Genomic DNA, 24,359 nt, shown 5'->3' on the forward strand with positions numbered 1-24,359 from the left:
AATCATTTAGTGCTAGTTTTAATTTTGTGTGAACTTTTTGATATTTTCTTTTAAATGGCAATTTGTTACGGTATATTGGTACAGATTAATAGACTGTGTGTAAAAAAATATTTACAGGGATGATTATGCCAGATTCAGCAATAGTTACAAATATGCGAACATTAAATAATCAAGATTATAAAACGTTAGCCCTATCAGCATTAGGTGGTGCATTAGAATTTTATGATTTTATTATATTTGTCTTTTTTTCAATTACGATAAGCCATCTATTTTTTCCGGATGATATGCCTGCATGGTTAAGTCAAGTTCAAACTTTTGGCATATTTGCTGCTGGTTATTTGATTCGTCCTTTTGGTGGTATTGTGATGGCTCACTTTGGTGATATGTTTGGTCGCAAAAGAATGTTTACACTTAGTATTCTATTAATGGCGTTACCAACATTATTTATTGGTTGTTTGCCTACTTATGCCAATATCGGTATTTTTGCACCATTATTACTCTTAATGATGCGATTATGCCAGGGGCTCGCAGTAGGTGGTGAAGTGCCTGGGGCGTGGACATTTGTTGCTGAACATGTACCTAAAAACAAAATTGGCCTAGCCTGTGGTATTTTAACTAGTGGTTTAAGTTTAGGTATTTTGCTGGGTTCATTAGTATCAACCATAATGAGTAAAAGTGTATCAATAGAACAAATGAATGATTGGGGCTGGCGAATTCCATTCATTATTGGTGGTATCTTTGGTTTAATTGCCATGTATCTTCGCCGTTGGTTAAAAGAGACACCTATTTTTCTAGAAATTCAAAAACGTAAGAATGAAGAATTATCTAAAAAATTACCTGTGATAACCGTTTTAACTCAGTATTTACCACAAACTATTTTATCAATGTTACTAACTTGGGTGTTATCTGCCGGTATTATGGTGATAATGTTAATGACTCCAATTTTATTACAAAAGCAATTTGGTTTTTCGGCAATTGACGCTTTACAAGGTAATATATTAGCTATCATTGGACTTATCATTAGTTGTACGTTTTATGGCATGATGATGGATAAATTTGCAATGGGCAAAGTGCTGGTTATTGGTTGTAGTATTGCTGCTATCATGATTGCTATATTTTATTTATCATTAGAAAACGCAAATCTTCTCTTTATTACTTATTTCTTAGCCGGTTTTAGTGTCGGAATTGTTGGCTCTTTTGCTTATTTTATGGTTAAGGTATTCCCAACTCAGGTTCGCTATAGTGGTGTATCTTTTTCATTTAATATGGCTTACGCTATTGCTGGTGGTTTAACCCCATTACTGATCTCATTTTTTAGTGATTTTGTTAGTAAAATGGCACCGGCCATTTATGTGGTTGGATTATTTGTATTAGGCGCATTAATCGGACTGTTCTTATTAGTTAATAACAATAGCCAAAAATATGTGGCAAAAGATATTGCTTAACTTCTGATAGGTAAAGAAAAATTTTGAGGAACAGTTTTTTTATGTTCCTCAAAAATCATATTTAGACTATTTCACTGATTTTTGCCAAGCTCAACTGTTCGTATTACACCAGCTTTAACACTGCGCTGTAATCCTGCTGCGAAGTCACTGTTATTAAGTTCATACAAACTGTGTATACCCACCCCAGCAGGTGAATTATTTATATCGAGTAATTGTCTTGGATGTTTTTGACTCAATTGCAGCATTGAGGCTGCACCGTGCAAATTTTCAAGAGCAATTCGTTTGGCCATGTCTCGGGGTAAGCCCACTAAAACACCTGCATCAACAAGAGATTCGTAAAAATAATATATATAATTAGGTCCTGCAACCGCATAACCAGTAAAAATATCTAGTAGTGATTCATCAATATATTCTAGTTTCCCAAAGCTATTGAAAAATTGAGTAACAGATTTCTGTTTTGCAACTTCCTGCTCATTAACATCGGTAGCAATACCTGAATAACCAAAACCGCTATCGGTGAGTGTGTTGGGAATCGTTCTAATAACAGGGATATCGACTTTTAATGATGCTTTTATTTGCGCAATTGTGACTCCAGCAATAATTGAAATGATAATGGTATTTCTGTTATTAGTGCCAAATTGTTGAACAATGTCACTCCACGAATCTTGAGGTCGCACCCCTAACACAATAATATCTGTATTGACTATTTTGCTAGTAGGTGTAACTCCATAAGTTAATTGTAAATAGTCTAAACGAGATTTAACAATATCGTTCACTAAGATATTTTCTGGCTCATACGCTTTATTTTTTATTAATGCTCTAATAATCGCTTCCGACATATGGCCACTGCCTATAAATAAAATTTTACTCATATTTATCGGTTCCTGTTTATAATTGGCTAAAAATCATAACAACACCATATGTTTCACTAGCTGGTACGACAATAGTATTATTTTGTAAATCAAATTTTATTTTCCCACTCTCAAGGGCTTGTTGAGTTTGTGATAATGATTTGGTTGTAAAACCTAAAGCAACTTTACGATCTTGGTCATTGTTCGCTTTGCTTAAGGATGAGCCAAAAAGACGCTGTGTTGCGCTTGGTGTAAGGTAATCGATATATTTGTCATCCGCTTTTAGCCGAACGCCTCCGTCGACATCGATAATTTTTGCCGACGGAAATGTTTTTTCAAGTAACTTAATTGAGGAAAGGGGATTTTGAGCTTCAATGATAACTTGATTAATATTGATTACCCCATTTGGATGGTTTTGCCATTCTTTACGCCACACTAATTCTGGTGTTAATTGGTCACAAAAAAAGATTTGTCCATTTGGTGTATAAGTAGGATCAAGTCTGACAGTTTTGAAACAAGCATCAGCTAATGTGCCATCATTTAATTCGACTGGTCTATAAAAGGATCGCGGTTCTTCACCCTCAACTTTTATACCATTATTAACGAGTTGTTGATAAAGCTCATCGGCATTTGAGGTTTTAAAGACCAAGCCAGTTAGTCCATTAGCAAACCGCCAACTTTTATCAACTTTATTGGCATTTTGCGGTTCAAAACCTAAAAGTTCAAGATAGGTAGTCGAAAAAATGGCTAAATTGTTACTGGTGCCTAACGAATGGTGTCCTCGTGGGGTGATGGTAAAACCCAGCTTTTGATATTGAAAATTTGCTTTATTAAGCTGATCTGATACGGTGATTACAACATGATCAATTTGTGGGGTAAGTGTTGTCATTATATTCACTCCTTAAATATGAATAGCAGGGGACATATCAATTAGTCGAGGTGGATTCCAACCTTTTCCTGGTACCGCAGCCAATAAATTTTTGGTGTAAGGTTGCGATGGATTTAAAAAGACTTGTGATGCGATACCTTGCTCAACAATTTTGCCTGATTTCATTACCAGAATATGATCACAAATTTGTGCAGCAACTCGCAGATCATGGGTAATAAATAGCACTGTTAAGCCAAGTTTTTTACGTAATTCGCTTAATAGTTCCAGTACTTGTGCTTGTACTGAAACATCAAGTGCTGACACAGGTTCATCGGCAATCAATATTTTAGGTTCCAATGCGAGTGCTCGAGCAAGTCCTATTCGTTGTCGTTGTCCTCCTGAAAACTCATGAGGGTAACGGTTTAACGCTTCACTTTCTAAGCCAACCATGTTGAATAACTCTTTTGCTTTCTTTATTGCGTCTTGTTTGGTTATTCCGTGCAGTATTGGCCCAATAGTAACTTGGTCACCGACTTTTCGACGAGGATTTAATGATGCATAAGGATCTTGAAATACCATCTGGATATGACGTGCATAGTGTTTAAGTTTATTACCTTTTAAGTTACTAATATCTTCTTTTTCAAAGTGGATTTGACCACTATCTATTTCCAATAATTTAATGATACATCTGGCTAATGTTGATTTACCTGAACCACTCTCGCCAACAATTCCCAACGTACTACCTTTATGTAACTTAAAACTCACATCATTCACAGCATAGGTTGTGCGCCGATTTTTTTTGAAAAAACTACTTTTGTGATAAACCTTTGAAAGATTATTTACTTCTAGAATAATTTCCTTGTTAATAAGACGAACATCTCCTGGCGTAAGTGGTGGAACTGCAGCAATTAATCCTTGTGTATAATGATGGTTGGGATGATTTAATAGTTCCTCCGCAACGCCTTGCTCAACAATCTGTCCTTGTTGCATAACCGCAACGCGAGTTGCAATATCGGCGACTACACCAAAATCATGAGTAATAAATAAGACCGCTGTTCCTTTACGTGATTGTAATTCGCTAATCAGTTTTAAAATGCAAGCTTGAGTTGTAACATCTAAAGCAGTTGTTGGTTCATCGGCAATTAAAATAGCCGGTTCTAATGCTAAGGCCATGGCAATCATAGCTCGTTGACGTTGTCCTCCAGAAAGCTGGTGAGGATAAGCATTAGCAACCGATATAGAATTTGGCATTTGCACATCTGTTAACAAGGATATAACTTTCTGATTAATATCTTTTTTACTTAAATTAGTATGTATGGTAAACATTTCACTAATTTGGTTAGCGATGGTTTTTAATGGATTTAATGCTGTCATGGGATCTTGAAATACCATGCCGATATGCGCACCACGGATTTTACGCATTTGTTCGTCATTATAGGTGAGTAAATTATTGCCATCGAAATCGATTTCACCTTGAGAAGCCGTAACCCCTTCAGGTAATAGTCCCATGATTGCATTAGATAATAAAGATTTACCCGACCCACTTTCACCGACGATACATAGTATTTCATTAGCATAAAGATCTAGTGATACATCATTAACAGCATATTTTCGATCCGAACCTTGAGGTAAAGTTATGGTTAAATTTTTAATAGATAGTTTTTTTTGATTCATCTCTTTTTTAACCTCGGGTTGAGTGCATCATTTATTCCTTGTCCTACTAATGACGTCGATAAAACAGTTAATAATATTGCTATTCCCGGAATAGCTGAAACATACCATTGTTGACGTAATACCAGACGCCCATTCCCAACTAGATTTCCCCATGAGGAAATATTCGGATCAGAAAGATTTAAAAAGGCAAGTGCACTTTCCATTAATATCGAAGTAGATAAAATAACACTGGCATACATAATTACCGGTGGTAATGCATTAGGTAAGATTTCTTTAAACATAAGTCTAGTTGAACTCATACCAATAGTTTTGCCTGCTTGGACAAATTCACGATTGCGTAATGATAAAAATTCGGCTCGAGTTAGTCTTGCAACAGGTGGCCAAGAAACCACGCCAATTGCAATCACTACAATATTTATGGTTGAACCAAATACCGCCACTGCAACTAACAAAAGTAAAAAATTTGGTAAAATTTGGAATGCTTCTGTCAGGCGCATAAGTATGTCATCAACCCATCGGCCATAGAACCCAGCGATGGCGCCAATGATCACCCCGATAACCATTGCTATCAATGTAGAGATAAGCCCAATAATAAGCGATACCTTAGCACCATGAAAAAGTTGTGCGGCAATATTGCGTCCTGCTTGATCGGTTCCTAGGATAAATTTAGGATTGGAAAATGGCCATTGTAAAGGACGGCCAGCTAAACGAAGTGGGTTACCTGGGAAAATCCAATCAGCAGTTAAGGCAATGATAATAATTAATACCAGTAAAATTGTGCCAATTCTAGCGATTGGACTGCGGAAATAATCTTTTAATATCGCCATTATTAATGTCCTGTAATTCGTGGATCAAGTTTGGCATAAAGCATATCGACAATAAAATTAATAAAAATAACTAATATTGCAGAAATAAATACTACGCCGAGTAACGTATTTAGATCTCGTTGTACAACAGAATCATAGGCTAGGCGGCCTAATCCTGGGATGGCAAAAATTGTCTCAATGACAACTGAACCACCTAACATGGTTCCAGCTTGTAAGCCGATTAAGGTTATCATTGGTAACATTGCATTACGTAAAACGTGATTGACTAATATTTTGCGACTGCTTAATCCTTTGGCTTTAGCCGTTTTAACAAAATCTAGAGTAGATACCTCAAGTAGGGATGCACGCATGATGCGCAAATAGATTGCTAGATAAACTAAAGCTAAAGTTATTGTTGGTAGAATTAAATACCATGCAATATCAAGTATTGCTGAAAATCCAGTTAAGGATTGCTCTATACTGCCAAATCCACTAGGAGGTAACCAATTTAAATAAATTGAAAAGAAAACTATTCCCATTAATGCTAACCAAAAGGATGGAGTGGAATAAAAAATCAGTCCTAATATAGAAATCAAAGTATCAGGCCAACGATTGACTTTTTGGGCAGATAAAATGCCAAGAATTGTGCCACAGGTAAACGCTAATGACATTGCGCTGATCATTAATAATAATGTAGCAGGTAAGCGTTCTAAAATCATATGGCTTACCGGCTTGTTATAGATTGCAGATTGACCTAAATCTAAATGAACTAATCGCCATAAATAGTTTAGCAATCGAGAGCTTGTGGATTGATCTAGTTCATAATAATGACGCATTTCGTCAATTACACTCGATTCGGCGCCACCAATTTGGGCTAACAATGCATCGACTGTATCACCAGGTGCTAATTGCAATAACAAAAATAGTGTGATTAGAATGATAACCAATGCTGGTATAGTGGTTATCAGTCGTCTAAGTGCAAGAGTAAGTATATGCGTCATCATTTCACCTCAATTTAATGTTCTATCCATACATCAAACCAGCTACTTGATGGCCAACGTGCGGTATTGTGATGATTGTGTACTTTAGTATTCACAACCGAGATGAATTCTCGTTCAGTAGCAAACCACAGAGGCAGTTCAGCATTTATGATATCGACCAACTGAGTATAAAGCGCTTTACGTTTGGTTGGATCTATTTCAGTTGCAGCATTATCAATTAATTGGTCGACGGTATCAGATTTCCAACCATATTGATTGGTCCAAGGTGCACCATCAGGGCTACCTGAACGCAGCCAAACTGTTGTTGATACTGCAGGATCACCTCTATATTGATGCCAACCCGTTGCAATATCAAAATCGTGGAGTTTATAAACAGCATTTAAAGCACCTGCGGTATCGAGATTGACGATAACCACGTTAATGCCAATTTCAGCTAAAGATTGTTGAATGAAAGTTGCAAAAAGTGGGACATCTTCACCATTATTGATATGTACTAATTTTAAAGTAAAACGATTACCATCAGATTTTCGTTTATAGCCGGCTTCATCTAATAATTGTTCGGCTTTCTCTCTATCAAAAGGGTAAACGATTTTACTGTTTATGGGATAAAAGGTATTTGATGAAGGAATAATTCCTGTTGCTGGTTTTCCAAAACCATATAAGAAATCTTCAGTAAAAAAAGAGATATCAAGCGATTGGACAATTGCTTTGCGAACATTTAAGTTAGCAATGATAGGATTACGGAAGTTAAATTCCAAAGTGTTATTAAAAATATTAGCTTGTGAGCCCTTAGTTAGTACTGCAAATTTTTCGTTTTGCTTGAATCGATTAATATCGGCAAGACTTAGTTTTGAGTAGGTACTTAAATCAATTTGTCCACTTTCTAATGCAGCAGATGCTGAAGAATTATCATCAATAATACGCCAAATTATCTTGTCTAAATAAGGATAACCTTTTCGCCAGTAGTCCGTATTACGTTCAACAATAATATGTTGGCCTCGCTGATATTCAACAAATTTAAAAGGTCCTGTCCCAATTGGTGCCGTATTATAAGGATTATTTAGGACGTCAGTTCCTTCATATAAATGTTTGGGTACCACATAGCCAAGATCGACGAGTGCTCTTAATAGTAAATCTAACGGCATTGGACGAGAATAATTGAAGACTACAGTATAGTCATCAGGGGTATCGACAGAAGTTAAATTAAGTTGCAATGCAGTTGAAAAATTTAATCTTTTCTTCCAAAATTCCAGCGCATTATATTTTACATCCTGTGATGTAAATGATTTGCCGTCGTGCCATTTAACGCCTTCACGTAATTTAAATGTTATTGTTTTTCCATCCGGCGATGATGTCCATGATGTAGCAAGGACGGGAATAATTTGCCCATTTTGATCAAGATCTACCAGTGATTCAACTACTTTTCCTGATACTTCATATACACCAGTTGAAGCGCGTAGAGCTGGATTGAGAATCCTTTGTTCACCTGAGTAATGAACAACTAGTGTTCCACCATATTGTGGTGTTTTTTCATCAGCCAGTGAATAAAATGGTAACAAAATTGAGAATAAACCTATAAAAAAAGTTTTTTTAATATTAAATAAATCCATGTGTGCTCCTTACAATAGTTGCTACCATATTTTGAATATTTCAAAGTATGAAAAATTTCTAGAATTCCACTATAAAAATTTTCAGGAAAGATGAGAAATGCCGATATCGAATATTTATATTACTTTTAGTTATATATTTAGATTATCTGTTTAATATATTTGATTTTTTTACTATTGAATGCCGGTATCTGATTTGATTATTGAGATTTAGTCCCTATTTATATAGACATGAAAAATTAATTTTTATTTTTAGTTATAAATGTGAAATAGCGCATATTTTTTCTAAATAAATGGTTTAAAATGTAATCAATGATTTTTTAAAATTGTAATTATTCTAGGAGAAATAAATGAAAGCTGCAGTTATTAAACAAGAATGCGATGGTCAAGTAGAAATTAAAGACATTCCGGTTCGCCCATTAGAGGCAGGAGAAGCTTTAGTTGAGGTTGAGTATTGTGGGCTTTGTCATACTGATCTTCATGTTGCTGCTGGCGATTTCGGTAAAAAACCTGGTCGAGTAATTGGCCATGAAGGTGTGGGTATTGTGACTAAAATTGCACCTGATGTAAAAAGTTTGAAGGTTGGAGATCGTGTTAGTATTGCATGGTTCCATGCAGGTTGTGGTACCTGTGAATATTGTATATCGGGTAACGAAACATTTTGCCGAAGTGCTTTAAACTCAGGTTATAGTGTCGATGGTGGTATGGCTGAACAATGTATTGTCAAAGCTGATTATGCGGTAAAAGTCCCCGATGGACTTGATCCAGCCCAAGCAACTAGTGTGACTTGTGCTGGGGTGACTACTTATAAAGGCATAAAAGTAGCCGATACTAAACCGGGTCAATGGTTGGCTGTATTTGGTATTGGTGGGCTTGGTACTTTGGCTATCGAATATGGTAAAAATGTTTTCAACAATAAAGTTGTAGCGATTAGTAACAGTGATAGTCAGCTAGAGTTGTGTAAGAAACTTGGCGCTGATTTAGTGGTTAATCCTAAAAAAGTGGCTGATGTTGGTGCTTACATAAAAGAACATACCGATGGTGGTGTGCATGGTGCGGTGGTCACTTCAGTTACTAAAACAGCATTTAATCAGGCTATTGGTTCTGTACGTCCATTAGGACGAGTTGTTGCATTGGGTCTACCTTCTGAAACAATGGATTTAAGTATTCCTAAGACAGTTCTAGATGGTATTCAAGTGCTCGGCTCATTAGTTGGTACTCGTGAAGATTTAGCGGAAGCATTTCGTTTTAGTGCTGAAGGTAAAGTTGTACCAATTGTAGAAAAACGTCCTCTTGAAGATATTAATGATATGATTGACGAAATGAAAGCAGGTAAAATTCGTGGTCGTATGGTTATTGATATGAAAATGAAGAAAAAATAGTAATTATTGCATCATTAACTTATTGAAAGTCAGCTTTATGCTGACTTTTTTATTGACAGTAACTTCTGATCTGGAAAGCTTTTTTTCTATTAAAATTAATCTTGCTTGTTTTTTATAAATAAAGTCCTATTATAGGCAAATTTTGCTTTATTGATCAGTTTAAGAGGTTATTTATGTCTGAACACAATTTAGAGAATAATTTGCGGAAAGATCTTGGTTTAGTTTCTGCATTATCACTCGTTGTTGGAATGGTTTTAGGCGCTGGTGCATTTATGAAACCACCTGCTGTATTAGAAGTCGCTGGCGATTATAATTTTGCTTTATTAGCGTGGATTATTGGTGGAGTTTTTTCAATTTGTGGTGGTTTAACGTTATGTGAACTAGGGGTTATGTTCCCGAAAACTGGGGGCATGCTGGTTTATTTAGAAAAAATTTATGGTGCTAAAGTTTCTCATTTATATGGTTGGATGATCACTGTACTTTTTGCTCCATCCTTAGTTGGGGCTTTGGTTGGTTATTTTAGTTCTGTATTTTGTTTATTATTTGGGATCAATGATGCCTATCGTATGGCGGTAAGCGCTGGTGTTTTGGGGCTTATTGCATGCATTAATTCAATTGGTGTAAAACAGGCTGGCTATCTACAAACGATTGCTACCTTTTGTAAGCTTGTTCCAATTTTGTTGTTAGCCATATTTGGATTATGGAAAGGTAATGGTCAAGTTGCATTATTTAGTGCTAGTGGACAAGGTATTGAAACTTACGCACCATTTGCAGTGGCAATATTGGCAACATTATTTGCTTATGATGGATGGGCACAGGTTGCATCTGTTGCTGGTGAAATTCGTAATCCATCAAAAGTATTACCTAAAGCAATTATTCTCGGCATAATATTTTTAGTGATTGTTTATGCTTGTATCAATATTGCGTTATTTAAGATATTTCCGGTACAAGAAATGGTTACGCTTGGTCATGACGCTTCAGCAGTTGCTTCACAACGTATGTTTGGACATTTAGGCGGTAATTTAGTTGCTGTTGGTATAATGGTTTCAATTCTTGGTGGTATTAATGGTTATATCATGACTTTATCTCGAACTATTTTTAGTATGGGAGAGCGAGGAACCATCATTGGAGCAAAATTTTTAAGTACCATTGATGACGATAGCCGTTCACCAGTGAATGCAATTATTATATTGGTTGTTTTTTCATTCCTTTATTCAACCCTGCTTGATGCTGATCGTTTATCTGAAATCTCAATGTTCTCTATTTGGGTTTTTTATCTATTGACATTTATTGGGGTAATTATCGCCAGGAAAAAATTTGCTGATATCCCAAGACCTTATAAAGTCATTGGTTACCCAGTTATTCCTCTTATCGCTATTTTAGGCGCTGGCTATGTTATATATGGTATGTTAATTCACCAAACAGTAAATGGGATTGCTTCAATTGTGTTAACTTTAATTGGTTTGCCTCTTTATTACTATTTTGATAATAAAAATAAACATATTGAACTTTCACTTGGTGAAGTAAAGAAATACCAATTTAAAACCAAGTATATGATTGCAATATCTTCAATTATTATTGTTTTAGGTTTAATCGCTTACGGTTATTTTGTAATCAAATAATCGTTAAGCATATTTATTCAACAATTGTTAATTAAAACCGACAGATGTCGGTTTTTTTATAAGCAAATAATTAAACCTAATAAGCAATCAAACCATAAATATTTTGATCGTGAAAAGTTCCATTAATATATTCAGCTTGTTTTAGGGTGCCTTCGTAACTAAAACCACAACGTTTGGCTATAGCATTACTTTTCTCGTTATTAACTGCGCATTTAATGACAAATCGTCTAATTATTTTTTGCATAGTGTAATGCTTTATTAATGCATTGATTGCGACGGTCATAATTCCATGGCCCTGTTTTGAGCTATCTAGCCAATAACCGATATAAGCTGTTTTATTATTTTTATCAATCTGATTAAATGATAGTAATCCAATAGCTTGACCTTTTAATAAAATGACATAGGTTTTGCTTTCATTCTGTTGATGTTTTAACCAACAAGAATCTAAAAACAGCGCTGTATCCGTTTGGTTTTTCACAAATTTAGGCCATGCCATAAATTGACTAAAGTACTCTCTATTGTTAGTGATAATGTTATAAATATCTGATGCATATTGATTATTTGCTGGTGCTAAACAAAGATGTTTATCAACATCAATCATATCTTTTTGATTATTGGTCATTATTAACTTTTTTAAAATACCGAACGAAGTTATTTAAACATTTTAAACAAATTATGTTGTCGTGTATATTAAATAAACTATGTTGTCGAAAGTTGATAGGATAAGTTGTAGTACGATGAAGTGGTATAAAATTGCCAGACTAGCAAGTCTGGCATCATATTATTACTTAATGAAAAGATAAAAATCTATTTTTCATTGTTACTTTTTTTAGGTTTTGTTAATGTATTATGTACAACTAACAAAGCAAAAATAGCGACAAAGATTCCCATAATAACATCTTTATTGAACCAATTTGCCATATTGCCCAGAATAATTCCTACACCACAGAAGTCTACATCAGAGAAAGTTGTGTTAGAAAAGCCAAGTGACCCTAAAACTGGTAATAAAAGTACTGGTAAGAATGTAACTAATAAGCCATTGGCAAATGCACCAAGCATTGCTCCTCGACGGCCACCCATAGCATTACCAAACACCCCTGCAGTTGCACCACAGAAGAAATGAGGGACAACACCAGGTAAAATAAGCACAGCATTTAGTTGTCCTAATACAAATAATCCAACTAATCCACCAAGAAAACTAAATAAAAAGCCAATTAATACTGCATTTGGTGCATAAGGGAAAACAACCGGACAGTCTAAAGCTGGTTTTGCATTTGGCACTAATTTTTCTGAGAAGCCAGTAAATGCAGGAACAATTTCGGCTAAAATCAGTCTAACCCCTTGAAGGATAATGAATACACCTGCTGCAAATGTGATGGCTTCAATAATGGCATAAACTAAATAATTATCTCCCTTACTTAAGTTTTCTTGAATATAATCAGGGCCAGCAAATATCGCTAAAATTAAATAGATAATCATCATCGTTAATGAAATAGAGATTGAACTATCACGTAAAAAACTTAAGTTTTTCGGTAAATTCATTTCTTCAGTTGAACGAGATCCTTTACCAAAAGCTGAACCAAGCCAACCCGCTAATACATAACCTAAGGTACCGAAATGACCGAATGCAACATCATCATTGCCAGTTATTTTTCGCATTTGTGGTTGGGCTAAAGCTGGGAAGAATGCCATGATCAAGCCGAGAACCAATGAACCAGTAAATACTAATTGCCAACCTTCAAATCCAGCAACGGTCAAAATAATACTGATCATACATGCCATATAAAAAGTATGATGGCCAGTTAGAAAAATATATTTTAAACATGTGAACCTCGCAACCATAATATTGGCTACCATGCCGAATGCCATAATTAATGCTGTTGCTGTACCATATTCATTTAATGCCATTGAAACGATAGCTTCATTATTAGGGATGATACCTTGAAGTTTAAACGCTTCTTCAAACATTAATCCTAATGGCGTAATTGCGCTGATTAAAACTGTTGCACCACCACCTAATACTAAAAATCCTAAAATTGTTTTAACCGTTCCTTTAACTGTATCTGCAAATGATTTTCGTTGTGCTAATAGCCCAACCATGGCAATTAGACCAACGAGTATTGCTGGTACTTTTAAAATATCAACAACGAATTTAATTACTTCTTGAATCATAGCAATACCTCATAATTAGGCTTTATTAAAGTGCTCAACGAGTTTCTGTTCTAAATCGTTGATATCAATAATATTATTTAAAACCACTAATTTATCTTGTGGAATGCCAGAGCTTGCAGCTAGATCTTTAGTCATCACAAAAAGATCCGCTTGTTCTGGTGTGGCGGAGGCGAGATCTGCATGTGTTACTTCTGCATCAATGTTTAATTTTTTGAGTACTTTTTTGATATTCATTTCAACCATGAAGCTACTACCAAGCCCAGAACCACAAACTGCCATAATTTTCATATTATTTATCCTTCTATTAATTGATTTGAATTTAATAACGATCAATTATTGTTAAAATTTCATCGCTATTTTTAGCATTAAAAATTGAATTAACATCATCTGATTCAGCGAATAATGATGCTAACTGAGTTAACATTTCGATGTGACTAGTGCTATCACTAGCGGCCAGCAAAGTAATTAAATAAACAGGGTCATTTTCTTCTGAATTAAAATTAACGCCATTTTTAACTAATAGCATTGATAAACCTAAATTATTTACCCCTTGTTCGGGTCTGGCATGAGGCATTGCAATTCCCGGTGCTAATACATAGTAAGGACCAATAGATTCATGCAATTGAAAGATAGCATCAATATAGTTTGGTGTTATTGATTTGTTCTCTAATAATGGAGCAGCACAAAGCTTAATTGCTTCTTTCCAATCTTTCACCGAATCAACAATCTTTACAGTTTGACCCGTTAGCCATTGATTTAACATTTTACCTCCGAAAAACTGATTTATTATTTGTTAATATTACGATAATAGAAAATTAACACATTGGCTAACAATAATAATTTAAAAAGAACAAAAATGTGATAGCGCTATCATTTTTTCGTGAATAATTTTTCTATTTTGTGATTTAGATAGCATTTTTAATATATATTTGAAAAAAAATGGTCATAGCATAATATTATAATAATCTCATTATTTTGATTAAACATTTAAATTAATTAATTAACATATTGTAATTGTTAATGTTTTTAGGATTTGGAGTATACATTTAACTACTGGTTAGCTCTAGTTGAGATCGAATATGCAAGATACCAAAAAACGCAGAAGTACAGGTCAAACTACTTTATTTGATGTCGCTAAATATGCTGGTGTTGGTACGATGACTGTTTCACGAGCATTGCGAACGCCAGATAAGGTATCGGATAAACTGCGCCAAAAAATCCAACTAGCTGTTGAGACATTAGGCTATAAACCTAATATTGCAGCTAGCTTGCTAGCATCCGCTTCTGCCAATAAAGTTATTGCTGTTATTACTACAAAAATTTATGAAGATTCAACCCGCATAGCCCTTAATTCACTGCAAGCATATTTACTTAAAGAAGGTTATACCACAGTTATATTTGAATCTTATTATTTTTATAAACGAGAATCACAACTATTAGATACTCTCTATAGTAATAATCTTGAAGCGATATTACTTTTTTATATTGAACATGATGATTTTATTGAAAAAATATTAAAAAATAAAACAATTCCTACTTTCAATATTGGTAAGCAGTATGATGAATTGGCTAATATACATATAGAAGTAGATGATAGTTTGGCAATGAGTATGTTGACGGAACAGGTAATAAAAAAAGGCTATCGCAATATTGGTTTACTTTGTGCTAACCACCAATGCCATGTTTTTCAACAGCGGTTACATGGTTGGCATAAAGCTATGTTAAACAATCACTTGCCAACCCATAGAATAATTAATCCTGCTAAACCAGCTAATTTTAGTACTGGTAGTGAATTACTGCCAGATATTTTATTGAATTGGCCTGAATTAGATGCGTTAGTTTGTACTACTGATGAGCTGGCATGTGGTGTGCTTTATGAATGTCAAAGACGGCATATTCGAGTTCCTTATCAATTAGCTGTTTGTGGATTTGGTAATAGTGAATTTAGTCAGGTAAGTATTCCAACGCTCACAACAGTTTCTCTACCTTCAAAGAAAAAAGGTGAGTATATTGGTAATTTATTATTGAATGAATTAACAGATAAAAGTGGTCATTCAAATTTTGAAATCGCAACTCTAACACCAACAATTTGCTTAAGAGATAGTTTGTAATTTAACCAGAAAGTTAATTGTTTCAAGAAATACTTTAAGTTTGAATTAATCTAATAGCTACGAGAATAAAAAAGAACGACGAGAGCGAGGATTGACTCGCCCTACGGGTCGTTGCTAAAGCTACGCTGTCTCGTGCTACTCAGATCAAATCTCTTATCGGTTCGAATCAAATGCATAGTAGTAATAATAAAAAAGCCTACTCAAATGAGCAGGCTTTTTTATTAAATTGGTCGGCGAGAGAGGATTCGAACCTCCGACCCACTGGTCCCAAACCAGTTGCGCTACCAAGCTGCGCTACTCGCCGTTAGGAAGCGCATAATACTGCGCTAACTATAATGTGTCAATAGTTGATATATAAAATTTATCAACTTTGTTTGGTTTGGTTACCTAAGGGTGCAGGTGTTTTACCAATTCGTTGATAAAATTCAGTAACAAACGCTTCATATCGTTTATTTGCTACTGCTTCGCGTATTTCAGCCATTAAACGTTGGTAATAACGTAAATTGTGAATAGTATTTAAGCGAGCACCCAATATTTCACCGCATTTATCTAAATGATGAAGATAAGATTTCGTGTAGTTTTTACAGGTATAACAATCACAATGCGGGTCTAATGGTGTCGTATCGTCTTTATATTTTGCATTACGAATTTTTATAACCCCATTGGTAACAAATAAATGACCATTACGGGCGTTTCGAGTTGGCATAACGCAGTCGAACATATCGATACCGCGACGCACGCCTTCAACTAAATCTTCTGGTTTTCCTACTCCCATTAAATAACGTGGTTTATCGGCAGGTAATTGTGGGCAGGTTCCTTCAAGTATGCGGTGCATATCTTCTTTTGGTTCACCAACAGCAAGTCCACCAACAGCGTAACCATCAAAACCAATTTCGGTTAATCCTTTAATTGAAATATCACGTAATTCTTGATGTATACCACCTTGTACAATACCAAATAATGCATTTTTGTTATTTAGTTCATCAAAACGTTGTCGGCTACGTTTTGCCCAACGTAAGGACATCTCCATTGATTTTTTGACATAGTCCCATTCAGCAGGAAAGGGAGCACATTCATCAAAAATCATTACAATATCCGAACCAAGATCATATTGGATTTCCATTGAGATTTCAGGCGATAAAAAAATAGAATCCCCATTAATTGGATTACGAAAATAAACACCTTCTTCTTTTATTTTACGAATATCACCAAGACTAAAAACTTGAAATCCACCTGAATCGGTTAAGATTGGTCCTGACCACTGCATGAAATCATGAAGATCTCCGTGTTTGCGTATAATTTCCTGTCCAGGTCTTAACCATAGATGGAAAGTATTACCTAATAAGATTTGTGCTCCTGTTGCTTTTACTTCTTCCGGTGTCATACCTTTTACTGTGCCATAGGTACCAACCGGCATAAAAGCAGGAGTCTCAACGGCATATTCCACTCCACGACGATCAAACTTCATACGGCCACGACGAGCTAAGCCGTCAGTATTGTCTAACTCAAATTTCATTTTTATATTAACCTCTTGCGACCAAATAAACAGTTTGGCGCCAATTATTGCTATAATACATACTTGTATCATTAAGTAGTGTTGCTTAGTTTATCGTGCTAGGCTTAAATAGACAATATTTGTAAGGATTTTCGAACCATTGAAATCTATTATTTTATTTATCTCATGTGTTGTAATACTAATGTTGGTTGGATGTCAGAACCAAACTGGAATAACACCCACTATAGTCTCATCTGAAAGAATTAAAACCTTATCGGAACATGATATATTGGCAATTAGTCAACAAGCTTGTATTGAAAATGACAATAGAGCGATAATTCCTCCTAATTATCATCATCTCAATCGTCGATTATCTAAAATAGCCCAAAGTTTACCGCAAAAAATAAATAATATTGAGTTAAATTATAAGGTTTATATTGATACTGAACCGAATGCTTGGTCAACTGCTAATGGTTGTATTCGAGTTAATAGTGGTTTAATGAAATTACTTGAAGATAATGAGTTACAAGCAGTACTGGCGCATGAACAGGCCCATATAGCCCTAAAACATGGAATAAATTTGTTTCGACAAGCTCCTTATATTGAAATTACAGATAAAGCCCATGAGCTTGTGATTCTTGTAAAAGAAGAAACCTCACATCAATATGAGGTTGAAGCGGATAGTTATGCTTTTGACTTATTAGTAGGAGAAAATATAGATCCAATTGGTTTGCTCAATATGTTAACAAAAATGCCAATTCATTCTAAAAATCAACCAACCTCGCATCCATCAAGAATAAAACGAATATCCCATATTGTTGATAGATTGAATCGTCACTAACTATTTTTAATTTATTGAATATAAATAATTTACTCTAGCTATAAATCATTTGTTATTAGTAATTAGCATTGCATCACCATAGCTAAAGAATTGATATTTTTCTTTTACGGCATACTGATAAGCATTCATAGTGTTCTCATAGCCAGCAAATGCTGAAACCAGCATAATTAAAGTTGATTCAGGTAAATGAAAGTTAGTGATCAGAGAATCAATGACTTTAAATTGATAGCCAGGGTAAATAAATATTCGGGTATCGGCAAAAAAAGGTGCAATAGTTCCAGTTAGTTGTGCTGCACTTTCTAGTGCTCTGACTGATGTTGTTCCTACGGCAATAACTTTATTTCCGCGAGCTTTACAGTCTAAAACTGCTTTTACGACTGATTCAGGAACTTCTGCATATTCGGCATGCATAATATGAGTTTCAATATTTTCAACTCTTACAGGCTGAAATGTACCAGCGCCAACATGTAAGGTAACAAATTCCATCTCAACACCTTTTTGTTTAAGTTTGTCTAATAAAGGTTTATCAAAATGAAGACCAGCTGTTGGGGCTGCGACAGCGCCAGGAACTTTGCTATAAACGGTTTGGTATACTTCACGATCTTGAGCATCATCAGGGCGATCTATATAAGGTGGTAATGGAATATGACCGATTTCATTTAAAATGCTAAGTACATCGTCAGGAAATTGTAGCTCAAATAATGCATCATGACGTGCAACCATGGTAACTTGGATATTATCATTTTCACCTAAAATGAGTTCTGCTCCTATTTTAGGTGATTTTGAGGCTTTAATATGTGCAAGTGCTCGATTTCCCTCTAACAATCGTTCAATCAATACCTCAATTTTTCCACCTGATGCTTTTTTTCCATATAACCGAGCAGGAATTACTTTAGTATTATTGAAAATGAGTAAATCACCAGCATTAATACAATCAACAATATCCGTAAATACTTTATCTTCAATTTTACCTGAATGGCCATCAAGAGCTAATAATCGACAAGAACTTCTTGTTTCTGAAGGGTATTTTGCAATCAGTTCTTTGGGAAGAGTAAAATTGAAATCAGACAGTTGCATAATTATGTTCCTCAAAAAAAGAGGCACTAGTCTAAATGGCTAATTATTACGAAGCAAGTAATTATTTGTTGATTATTATTAAAGTTGCGTTAAAATTCCACACATCTAACATGAATGTTAGAAGAAAGAAAAGTCTGTTAATATAAGGAAAATGATATGAAAAAACATCAAAAAACATTGCTTGTTGCACTACCTTTAGTTGCAGCTATGTCTTTAGCCGGCTGTAAAAATATGAGTGCTAGTGATTTAACTAGTCTTGGTATGAAAGGTTTAGAAGCAGCAACACTCAGTGATAATGATGTGAAAGCATTAAGCCAAAAATCTTGTGCTCAAATGGATGCTCAGTCAAAAATTGCTCCAGCTAAAAGTGCATATACTAAACGTTTAAATAAAATTGCTAAAGCTCTTGGTAATAATATCAATGGAACTCCAGTTAACTATAAAGTGTATATCACTAAAGATGTTAACGCTTGGGCAATGGCTAATGGCTGTGTTCGTGTTTACAGTGGTTTAATGGATATGATGACTGATAACGAAATTCAAGGCGTTTTAGGTCACGAATTAGGTCACGTTGCTTTAGGTCATAGCAAAAAAGCAATCCAAGTTGCTTATGCAACAGAAATCGCTCGTGATGCAGCGGCAGCATCAGGTAACAAAACAGTTGCTTCATTATCTAAATCTTCTTTAGGTGCTTTAGCTGAAGCTGTTATCAATGCTCAATTCTCTCAATCACAAGAACAAGATGCTGATAATTTCTCTTTTGATTATTTAGTTAAGAAAAAAATCAATCCAGCAGGTCTTGCAACTGCATTTGATAAATTAGGTGGTGGTGATGCATCAATTTTAAGTAGCCATCCATCTTCAGCAAAACGTGCTGAAAATATTCGTAATAAATTAGCTGAATTAAAAAGATAATTCATTTAAATAATTTATTAGAAAAAAGCGCCTTTTTGGCGCTTTTTTATTAGTTACTGTTAATCAATTATTAATTGATAATCATAATTAATGAGTTTAAGTAGAGATTAAGCAAATTAATTTAAATAATTTATTGAAATATTAAAATAGATTATTTTAATGTTTGAATATCCCTCTATTATAATTAGAGGGATATATAGAAATTAAATTATACTTGTTTATAGTTAGATAAAAAGTGTGCAAATCGAGCTATAGCATCTTGTAGTTCACCTGTATGAGGTAAAGCAACAATCCTAACATGATCTGGTTTATGCCAATTAAATCCACTTCCTTGTACTAACAGTACTTTTTCTTGTAACAAAAAGTCTAAAACTAATTTTTGATCGTTATGAATATTAAATTTTTTCTGATCCAGTTTTGGAAATAGATATAAAGCACCTTGTGGTTTAGTACAAGAAACGCCAGGAATATCATTTAATAAACGCCATGCCAACATACATTGATCATAGAGTCGACCGCCAGGCACAATAAATTCGTTAATACTTTGATAACCACCCAATGCGCCTTGAATTGCGTGTTGCAGTGGTACATTGGCACATAAACGCATTGAAGCTAACATATTTAGACCTTCAATATAACCTTTAACATGATGTTTTGGTCCACATAGTGCCATCCAACCTTGTCTAAAACCAGCAACTCGATAAGTTTTTGATAAACCGCTCATGGTAATAACAAATAGATCTGGAGCTAAAGCCGCAATCGAATGATGTACAGCGTCATCATATAAAATTTTATCGTAAATTTCGTCAGCAAAAATAATTAAATTATTTTGACGTGCGATTTCGGCTATTTCGAGTAAAACTTCTTTACTATAAACCGCTCCAGTCGGATTATTTGGATTAATAATCACAATCCCTTTGGTTTTAGGGGTAATTTTTTGTTTGATATCTTGTAAATCAGGTGACCAATTAGCTTCTTCATCACAAACATAGTGAACTGCATTGCCACCAGATAAACTAACAGCAGCTGTCCAAAGTGGATAATCAGGCATTGGTACTAATATTTCATCACCACTATTAAGTAATGCTTGCATGGATTGAACGATTAACTCTGAAACACCATTACCAATATAGATATCTTCTACATCTAAATTAGTAATTCCTCTGGATTGATAGTGCTGCATAATCGCTTTACGAGCAGAATAAAGACCTTTTGAGTCACAATACCCTTGTGATGTAGGTAGATTACGAATGACATCAACTAATAATTCATCAGGTGCGTTAAAACCGAAAGGGGCTGGATTTCCAATATTGAGTTTAAGAATAGTTTGACCCTCTTCTTCCAGCCTTTTGGCATGCTCAAGAATTGGCCCACGAATGTCATAACAAACATGGTCCAATTTATTGGATTTTTGAAAATTTATCATAATAATGCCCTTTCATTTTATCTTATTGCTTTTTATTTTGCGTAAAAAAACAATCTACTCCTATTTAGATAATTTTTGAAGGTGTTATTATAAACAACCCAATAAATATTTTTTAAGTGTATAAAATTTGTGCGGAGAGTGTGATGAAAACAATTTTAACGGTAATTGGTAAGGACCAAACAGGAATTATTGCAGGGATAAGCCAAAAGTTATATGAATTAAATATTAATATATTAGATGTTAGCCAAACTATTATGGATGAGTATTTTACCATGATTATGTTATTAGATTTATCTAACATTAACGTCACTTTTGATGAGGTCAAAAATACTTTGGTGCATACTGGTGAGCAGTTAAAAGTTAAAGTGAATATACAACGAGAAGAAATTTTTGATGCAATGCATCGTTTATAAGCTCAATTTCATATTTTTACGAAAGGATAGAACTAATGGAAACAAAACAGATCCTCGAAACAATTAAAATGATAGAGGAAGAAAAACTTGATATCCGCACAATAACCATGGGTATATCTCTTCTTGATTGTATTGATAGTGATGGTGCAAAAGCGCGTCAAAAAATCTACGATAAAATTACGCGATTAGCGAAAGATTTAGTTAAAGTTGGTGATCAAATTACTTCTGAATTTGGTATCCCTATTATTAATAAACGTATTTCAGTTACTCCTATATCATTGATTGCAGGCGCAAGTGACGATAAAGACTATGTTGCCTTTGCTAAAACACTCGATGAAGCAGCCAAAGCGGTTGGTGTTAATTTTATAGGCGGATTTTCTGCATTAGTGCAAAAAGGTTACCATAAAGGCGATGAAATTCTTATTAAATCAATTCCACAAGCATTAGCACAAACCGAACGAGTTTGTTCTTCAGTTAATGTCGGCTCTACTCAAACTGGTATTAATATGGATGCAGTAAAGCAAATGGGACAAATTATTAAAGAAGCGGCCGCATTAACCGCCGACAATAGTAGTATGGCTTGTGCAAAATTAGTGGTATTTGCTAATGCAGTTGAAGATAATCCATTTATGGCTGGTGCTTTTCATGGTGTTGGTGAAGCTGACTGTGTGATTAATGTCGGTGTGAGTGGGCCGGGTGTAGTTAAGCGAGCATTGGAAAAAGTTAAAGGTCAGCCTTTTGATGTTGTTGCTGAAACAATTAAAAAAACAGCCTTTAAAATAACTCGTATGGGTCAACTGGTAGGTAAAGAAGCGTCAGAACGTTTAGGCGTTAAATTTGGGATTGTTGATTTATCTTTGGCTCCAACTCCAGCTATCGGTGACTCAGTAGCACATATTTTAGAAGAAATGGGACTAGAAGTTGTTGGAACACATGGAACTACCGCTGCACTAGCGATGCTTAATGATGCCGTGAAAAAAGGTGGCGTAATGGCTTGTGGCCATGTAGGTGGATTAAGTGGTGCATTTATTCCTGTATCAGAAGATGCGGGTATGATTGATGCAGTAAACAATGGGGCTCTAAATCTTGAAAAATTAGAAGCCATGACCTGTGTTTGCTCTGTAGGGCTTGATATGATTGCTATTCCTGGCGATACGCCAGCTGAAACTATTTCAGCAATTATTGCTGATGAAGCAGCAATTGGAGTAATTAATCATAAAACTACGGCGGTCAGAATTATCCCAGCTGTAGGTTTGAAAGTAGGCGATAATATTGAATTTGGTGGTTTACTTGGCCATGCTCCTGTAATGCCAGTAAATAAATTTAGTTCATGCGATTTTATTAGTCGTGGTGGGCGTATTCCTGCTCCAATTCACTCCTTTAAAAATTAATTTATTGTGACTCTGTTGATAATACTTCTTTATGGCAGAGTCGCAAATTATTTCTCATCATAAACCATATCGATGATATAGATTCATTATTTAGTGTGCTTATTCTAAATTAACCATATATGCAATATTATTTGCTAATCAGTATCAATAATTCTAAACAAATTTAATGTTTCACTCTTGAAAAGGTATAATAGGAATAATATTAATGAATAAGTTATCAATAAAAGAGAATAAATATTCTCATCTAAAAAGGTTTGAGGAGTATATAGTGTTTAAACATAAACACTATCAATAAATAATGATGAAAACAGAACTTTATTTTCAACGCTTTAGTGGTATCGCTAGACTTTATGGTGAACAGGCATTACAACGTTTCTCTCAAGCTCATGTCTGTGTCATTGGTATTGGTGGTGTGGGGTCTTGGGTCGCTGAATCGCTTGCTCGAAGTGGCGTTGGACAAATTACTTTGATAGATATGGATGATGTCTGTATTACCAATACTAATCGTCAAATTCACGCTTTAAAACCTAATATAGGTAAAGCAAAAACTTCGGTTATGGCAGATAGAATTTTACAGATCAATCCTGAATGTGTTGTTAATGATATAGATGATTTTATTAATGCCGATAACGTTAATGATTATTTGGGTTCTAAACAACATCCTCGTTATGACTATATTATTGACGCAATTGACAGCGTCAAAGATAAAGCTGCTGTTTTGGCTTATTGTAAGCGACAAAAATTAAAGGTCATTACAATAGGGGGAGCGGGGGGACAAAAAGATCCTACGCAAATTAAAATCGCTGACTTAGCGAAAACAATTCAAGATCCTTTAGCGGCTAAATTGCGCGAGCGATTAAAAAATGATTATAAACTTAATAAAGATAGTAAAGGTAAATTTGCTATTCCATGTGTGTTTTCAACTGAACAATTGACTTATCCTGCATCTAATGGCCAAACTTGCTTAATGAAAAGCCAAGCGCAAGGTGCAAAAAAAATGGATTGTGAATCAGGTTTTGGGGCAATCACTACTGTTACGGCAACATTTGGTTTTGTGGCGGTTAGTTATGTATTAAATAAGTTGAGCATTGTATAATTTTTATCATTTATTTACGTTAACAATATATTTTTTACCTTATCGTAAATTGTTCATTTTTTGAAATGCTCTGATAATAAAGTAATAAAATTTTAAATTTTAGTCAGCAAAAAACAATAAAATTATTTGCTCTTTTAAATAACATTCATTTTTTGTAAATATCTTA

At 34.6% G+C, this 24,359-nt stretch carries 22 protein-coding genes and 1 tRNA gene; 9 read left to right on the forward strand and 14 right to left on the reverse strand.

Annotated elements, in window-relative coordinates; genetic code table 11:
- The first annotated feature begins 125 nt into the window (after positions 1-125).
- Positions 126-1,445, forward strand: coding sequence for an MFS transporter (locus H3T54_RS08580; RefSeq protein WP_198222093.1), 1,320 nt, complete (start codon positions 126-128; stop codon positions 1,443-1,445).
- A gap of 71 nt (positions 1,446-1,516) precedes the next feature.
- Here the strand turns inward: H3T54_RS08580 and H3T54_RS08585 are convergent, their stop codons facing one another.
- From H3T54_RS08585 to H3T54_RS08610, 6 genes are read right to left on the reverse strand one after another with little or no spacing between them, the layout of a single operon-like run.
- Positions 1,517-2,317 carry a pyrroline-5-carboxylate reductase gene (locus H3T54_RS08585; RefSeq protein ID WP_198222095.1) on the reverse strand — a complete coding sequence of 267 codons (801 nt, stop codon included), beginning with the start codon at positions 2,315-2,317 and terminating at the stop codon, positions 1,517-1,519.
- A gap of 16 nt (positions 2,318-2,333) precedes the next feature.
- Entirely contained in the window at positions 2,334-3,185 is an 852-nt protein-coding gene (locus tag H3T54_RS08590) for a VOC family protein (protein WP_198201431.1), read from the reverse strand.
- Between the two features lie 12 nt (positions 3,186-3,197).
- Positions 3,198-4,838, reverse strand: coding sequence for an ABC transporter ATP-binding protein (locus H3T54_RS08595; protein ID WP_198222097.1), 1,641 nt, complete (start codon positions 4,836-4,838; stop codon positions 3,198-3,200).
- Positions 4,835-5,665 (reverse strand): ABC transporter permease, encoded by an 831-nt coding sequence (locus H3T54_RS08600; protein ID WP_086363462.1) that lies wholly within the window; start codon positions 5,663-5,665, stop codon positions 4,835-4,837. Before H3T54_RS08600 ends, H3T54_RS08595 begins: the two co-directional genes overlap by 4 nt.
- Before the next feature lie 2 nt (positions 5,666-5,667).
- The gene (locus H3T54_RS08605) at positions 5,668-6,645 is read right to left on the reverse strand and encodes an ABC transporter permease (protein WP_198222099.1); all 978 of its coding nucleotides are present in this window, start codon (positions 6,643-6,645) and stop codon (positions 5,668-5,670) included.
- A gap of 14 nt (positions 6,646-6,659) precedes the next feature.
- Positions 6,660-8,255: an ABC transporter substrate-binding protein gene (locus H3T54_RS08610; RefSeq protein WP_198222101.1), complete on the reverse strand. Its 1,596-nt coding sequence runs from the start codon at positions 8,253-8,255 to the stop codon at positions 6,660-6,662.
- A 347-nt stretch (positions 8,256-8,602) separates the two neighbouring features.
- Between H3T54_RS08610 and adhP the strand changes: the two genes are divergently transcribed.
- Both adhP and H3T54_RS08620 read left to right on the forward strand, forming a co-directional pair.
- Positions 8,603-9,634, forward strand: a complete 1,032-nt coding sequence (adhP, locus tag H3T54_RS08615; protein ID WP_198201427.1) for an alcohol dehydrogenase AdhP — start codon at positions 8,603-8,605, stop codon at positions 9,632-9,634.
- 173 nt (positions 9,635-9,807) lie between these two features.
- On the forward strand, positions 9,808-11,256 hold the full coding sequence (locus H3T54_RS08620) for an APC family permease (RefSeq protein WP_110448699.1): 1,449 nt from the start codon (positions 9,808-9,810) through the stop codon (positions 11,254-11,256).
- A gap of 76 nt (positions 11,257-11,332) precedes the next feature.
- Here the strand turns inward: H3T54_RS08620 and rimL are convergent, their stop codons facing one another.
- The 4 genes from rimL to H3T54_RS08640 form a co-directional block, all read right to left on the reverse strand.
- Positions 11,333-11,878, reverse strand: a complete 546-nt coding sequence (gene rimL, locus H3T54_RS08625; RefSeq protein WP_198222103.1) for a 50S ribosomal protein L7/L12-serine acetyltransferase — start codon at positions 11,876-11,878, stop codon at positions 11,333-11,335.
- 185 nt (positions 11,879-12,063) lie between these two features.
- Positions 12,064-13,428 (reverse strand): PTS ascorbate transporter subunit IIC, encoded by a 1,365-nt coding sequence (locus tag H3T54_RS08630; protein WP_198222106.1) that lies wholly within the window; start codon positions 13,426-13,428, stop codon positions 12,064-12,066.
- Positions 13,429-13,443: 15 nt separating this feature from the next.
- Positions 13,444-13,716: a PTS sugar transporter subunit IIB gene (locus H3T54_RS08635; RefSeq protein WP_034900870.1), complete on the reverse strand. Its 273-nt coding sequence runs from the start codon at positions 13,714-13,716 to the stop codon at positions 13,444-13,446.
- A gap of 31 nt (positions 13,717-13,747) precedes the next feature.
- On the reverse strand, positions 13,748-14,191 hold the full coding sequence (locus H3T54_RS08640) for a PTS sugar transporter subunit IIA (RefSeq protein ID WP_110448702.1): 444 nt from the start codon (positions 14,189-14,191) through the stop codon (positions 13,748-13,750).
- Between the two features lie 316 nt (positions 14,192-14,507).
- On the opposite strand from H3T54_RS08640, the gene H3T54_RS08645 reads away from it, so the two are divergent.
- Positions 14,508-15,539: a LacI family DNA-binding transcriptional regulator gene (locus H3T54_RS08645; protein ID WP_198222107.1), complete on the forward strand. Its 1,032-nt coding sequence runs from the start codon at positions 14,508-14,510 to the stop codon at positions 15,537-15,539.
- A gap of 227 nt (positions 15,540-15,766) precedes the next feature.
- On the opposite strand, the gene H3T54_RS08650 is transcribed toward H3T54_RS08645, so the two are convergent.
- Positions 15,767-15,843: transfer RNA gene (locus tag H3T54_RS08650), tRNA-Pro, on the reverse strand.
- A gap of 60 nt (positions 15,844-15,903) precedes the next feature.
- Positions 15,904-17,055: a tRNA guanosine(34) transglycosylase Tgt gene (gene tgt, locus H3T54_RS08655; protein ID WP_198201411.1), complete on the reverse strand. Its 1,152-nt coding sequence runs from the start codon at positions 17,053-17,055 to the stop codon at positions 15,904-15,906.
- Positions 17,056-17,194: 139 nt separating this feature from the next.
- Here tgt and H3T54_RS08660 point away from each other — a divergent pair, with 139 nt between their 5' ends.
- Positions 17,195-17,875 (forward strand): M48 family metalloprotease, encoded by a 681-nt coding sequence (locus tag H3T54_RS08660; RefSeq protein WP_198222109.1) that lies wholly within the window; start codon positions 17,195-17,197, stop codon positions 17,873-17,875.
- Positions 17,876-17,920: 45 nt separating this feature from the next.
- On the opposite strand, the gene queA is transcribed toward H3T54_RS08660, so the two are convergent.
- A complete protein-coding gene (gene queA / locus H3T54_RS08665) occupies positions 17,921-18,952 on the reverse strand; it encodes a tRNA preQ1(34) S-adenosylmethionine ribosyltransferase-isomerase QueA (protein ID WP_198222111.1) in 1,032 nt (343 codons plus the stop codon).
- A gap of 156 nt (positions 18,953-19,108) precedes the next feature.
- Between queA and H3T54_RS08670 the strand changes: the two genes are divergently transcribed.
- Positions 19,109-19,867 (forward strand): M48 family metallopeptidase, encoded by a 759-nt coding sequence (locus tag H3T54_RS08670; protein ID WP_198201408.1) that lies wholly within the window; start codon positions 19,109-19,111, stop codon positions 19,865-19,867.
- Between the two features lie 208 nt (positions 19,868-20,075).
- Here the strand turns inward: H3T54_RS08670 and H3T54_RS08675 are convergent, their stop codons facing one another.
- Complete coding sequence (locus H3T54_RS08675) at positions 20,076-21,293, reverse strand: pyridoxal phosphate-dependent aminotransferase (RefSeq protein ID WP_110448708.1); 1,218 nt, start codon at positions 21,291-21,293, stop codon at positions 20,076-20,078.
- 143 nt (positions 21,294-21,436) lie between these two features.
- Here H3T54_RS08675 and H3T54_RS08680 point away from each other — a divergent pair, with 143 nt between their 5' ends.
- The 3 genes from H3T54_RS08680 (at position 21,437) to tcdA (ending at position 24,193) form a co-directional block, all read left to right on the forward strand.
- A complete protein-coding gene (locus H3T54_RS08680; protein WP_110448709.1) occupies positions 21,437-21,706 on the forward strand; it encodes an ACT domain-containing protein in 270 nt (89 codons plus the stop codon).
- A gap of 35 nt (positions 21,707-21,741) precedes the next feature.
- A complete protein-coding gene (locus tag H3T54_RS08685; protein ID WP_065578304.1) occupies positions 21,742-23,097 on the forward strand; it encodes a PFL family protein in 1,356 nt (451 codons plus the stop codon).
- A 301-nt stretch (positions 23,098-23,398) separates the two neighbouring features.
- The gene (gene tcdA / locus H3T54_RS08690; RefSeq protein WP_232351555.1) at positions 23,399-24,193 is read left to right on the forward strand and encodes a tRNA cyclic N6-threonylcarbamoyladenosine(37) synthase TcdA; all 795 of its coding nucleotides are present in this window, start codon (positions 23,399-23,401) and stop codon (positions 24,191-24,193) included.
- The last annotated feature ends 166 nt before the right edge of the window (positions 24,194-24,359 follow it).

It is taken from the genome of Gilliamella sp. B14384G10 (genome assembly GCF_016101685.1).
In the GTDB taxonomy this organism is placed as follows: Bacteria; Pseudomonadota; Gammaproteobacteria; order Enterobacterales; family Orbaceae; genus Gilliamella; species Gilliamella apis_A.

Excerpts from the sequence above, each read along its gene's own strand:
- H3T54_RS08605 (WP_198222099.1), bottom strand. The coding sequence starts at position 6,645 with ATGACGCATATACTTACTCTTGCACTTAGACGACTGATAACCACTATA.
- H3T54_RS08600 (WP_086363462.1), bottom strand. The coding sequence starts at position 5,665 with ATGGCGATATTAAAAGATTATTTCCGCAGTCCAATCGCTAGAATTGGC.
- H3T54_RS08580 (WP_198222093.1), top strand. The coding sequence starts at position 126 with ATGCCAGATTCAGCAATAGTTACAAATATGCGAACATTAAATAATCAA.
- H3T54_RS08635 (WP_034900870.1), bottom strand. The coding sequence starts at position 13,716 with ATGAAAATTATGGCAGTTTGTGGTTCTGGGCTTGGTAGTAGCTTCATG.
- H3T54_RS08680 (WP_110448709.1), top strand. The coding sequence starts at position 21,437 with ATGAAAACAATTTTAACGGTAATTGGTAAGGACCAAACAGGAATTATT.
- H3T54_RS08610 (WP_198222101.1), bottom strand. The coding sequence starts at position 8,255 with ATGGATTTATTTAATATTAAAAAAACTTTTTTTATAGGTTTATTCTCA.
- queA (WP_198222111.1), bottom strand. The coding sequence starts at position 18,952 with ATGCAACTGTCTGATTTCAATTTTACTCTTCCCAAAGAACTGATTGCA.
- rimL (WP_198222103.1), bottom strand. The coding sequence starts at position 11,878 with ATGACCAATAATCAAAAAGATATGATTGATGTTGATAAACATCTTTGT.
- H3T54_RS08640 (WP_110448702.1), bottom strand. The coding sequence starts at position 14,191 with ATGTTAAATCAATGGCTAACGGGTCAAACTGTAAAGATTGTTGATTCG.
- H3T54_RS08590 (WP_198201431.1), bottom strand. The coding sequence starts at position 3,185 with ATGACAACACTTACCCCACAAATTGATCATGTTGTAATCACCGTATCA.
- H3T54_RS08595 (WP_198222097.1), bottom strand. The coding sequence starts at position 4,838 with ATGAATCAAAAAAAACTATCTATTAAAAATTTAACCATAACTTTACCT.
- H3T54_RS08685 (WP_065578304.1), top strand. The coding sequence starts at position 21,742 with ATGGAAACAAAACAGATCCTCGAAACAATTAAAATGATAGAGGAAGAA.
- H3T54_RS08670 (WP_198201408.1), top strand. The coding sequence starts at position 19,109 with ATGAAAAAACATCAAAAAACATTGCTTGTTGCACTACCTTTAGTTGCA.
- adhP (WP_198201427.1), top strand. The coding sequence starts at position 8,603 with ATGAAAGCTGCAGTTATTAAACAAGAATGCGATGGTCAAGTAGAAATT.
- H3T54_RS08620 (WP_110448699.1), top strand. The coding sequence starts at position 9,808 with ATGTCTGAACACAATTTAGAGAATAATTTGCGGAAAGATCTTGGTTTA.
- H3T54_RS08645 (WP_198222107.1), top strand. The coding sequence starts at position 14,508 with ATGCAAGATACCAAAAAACGCAGAAGTACAGGTCAAACTACTTTATTT.
- H3T54_RS08675 (WP_110448708.1), bottom strand. The coding sequence starts at position 21,293 with ATGATAAATTTTCAAAAATCCAATAAATTGGACCATGTTTGTTATGAC.
- tgt (WP_198201411.1), bottom strand. The coding sequence starts at position 17,055 with ATGAAATTTGAGTTAGACAATACTGACGGCTTAGCTCGTCGTGGCCGT.
- H3T54_RS08630 (WP_198222106.1), bottom strand. The coding sequence starts at position 13,428 with ATGATTCAAGAAGTAATTAAATTCGTTGTTGATATTTTAAAAGTACCA.
- H3T54_RS08585 (WP_198222095.1), bottom strand. The coding sequence starts at position 2,317 with ATGAGTAAAATTTTATTTATAGGCAGTGGCCATATGTCGGAAGCGATT.
- tcdA (WP_232351555.1), top strand. The coding sequence starts at position 23,399 with ATGAAAACAGAACTTTATTTTCAACGCTTTAGTGGTATCGCTAGACTT.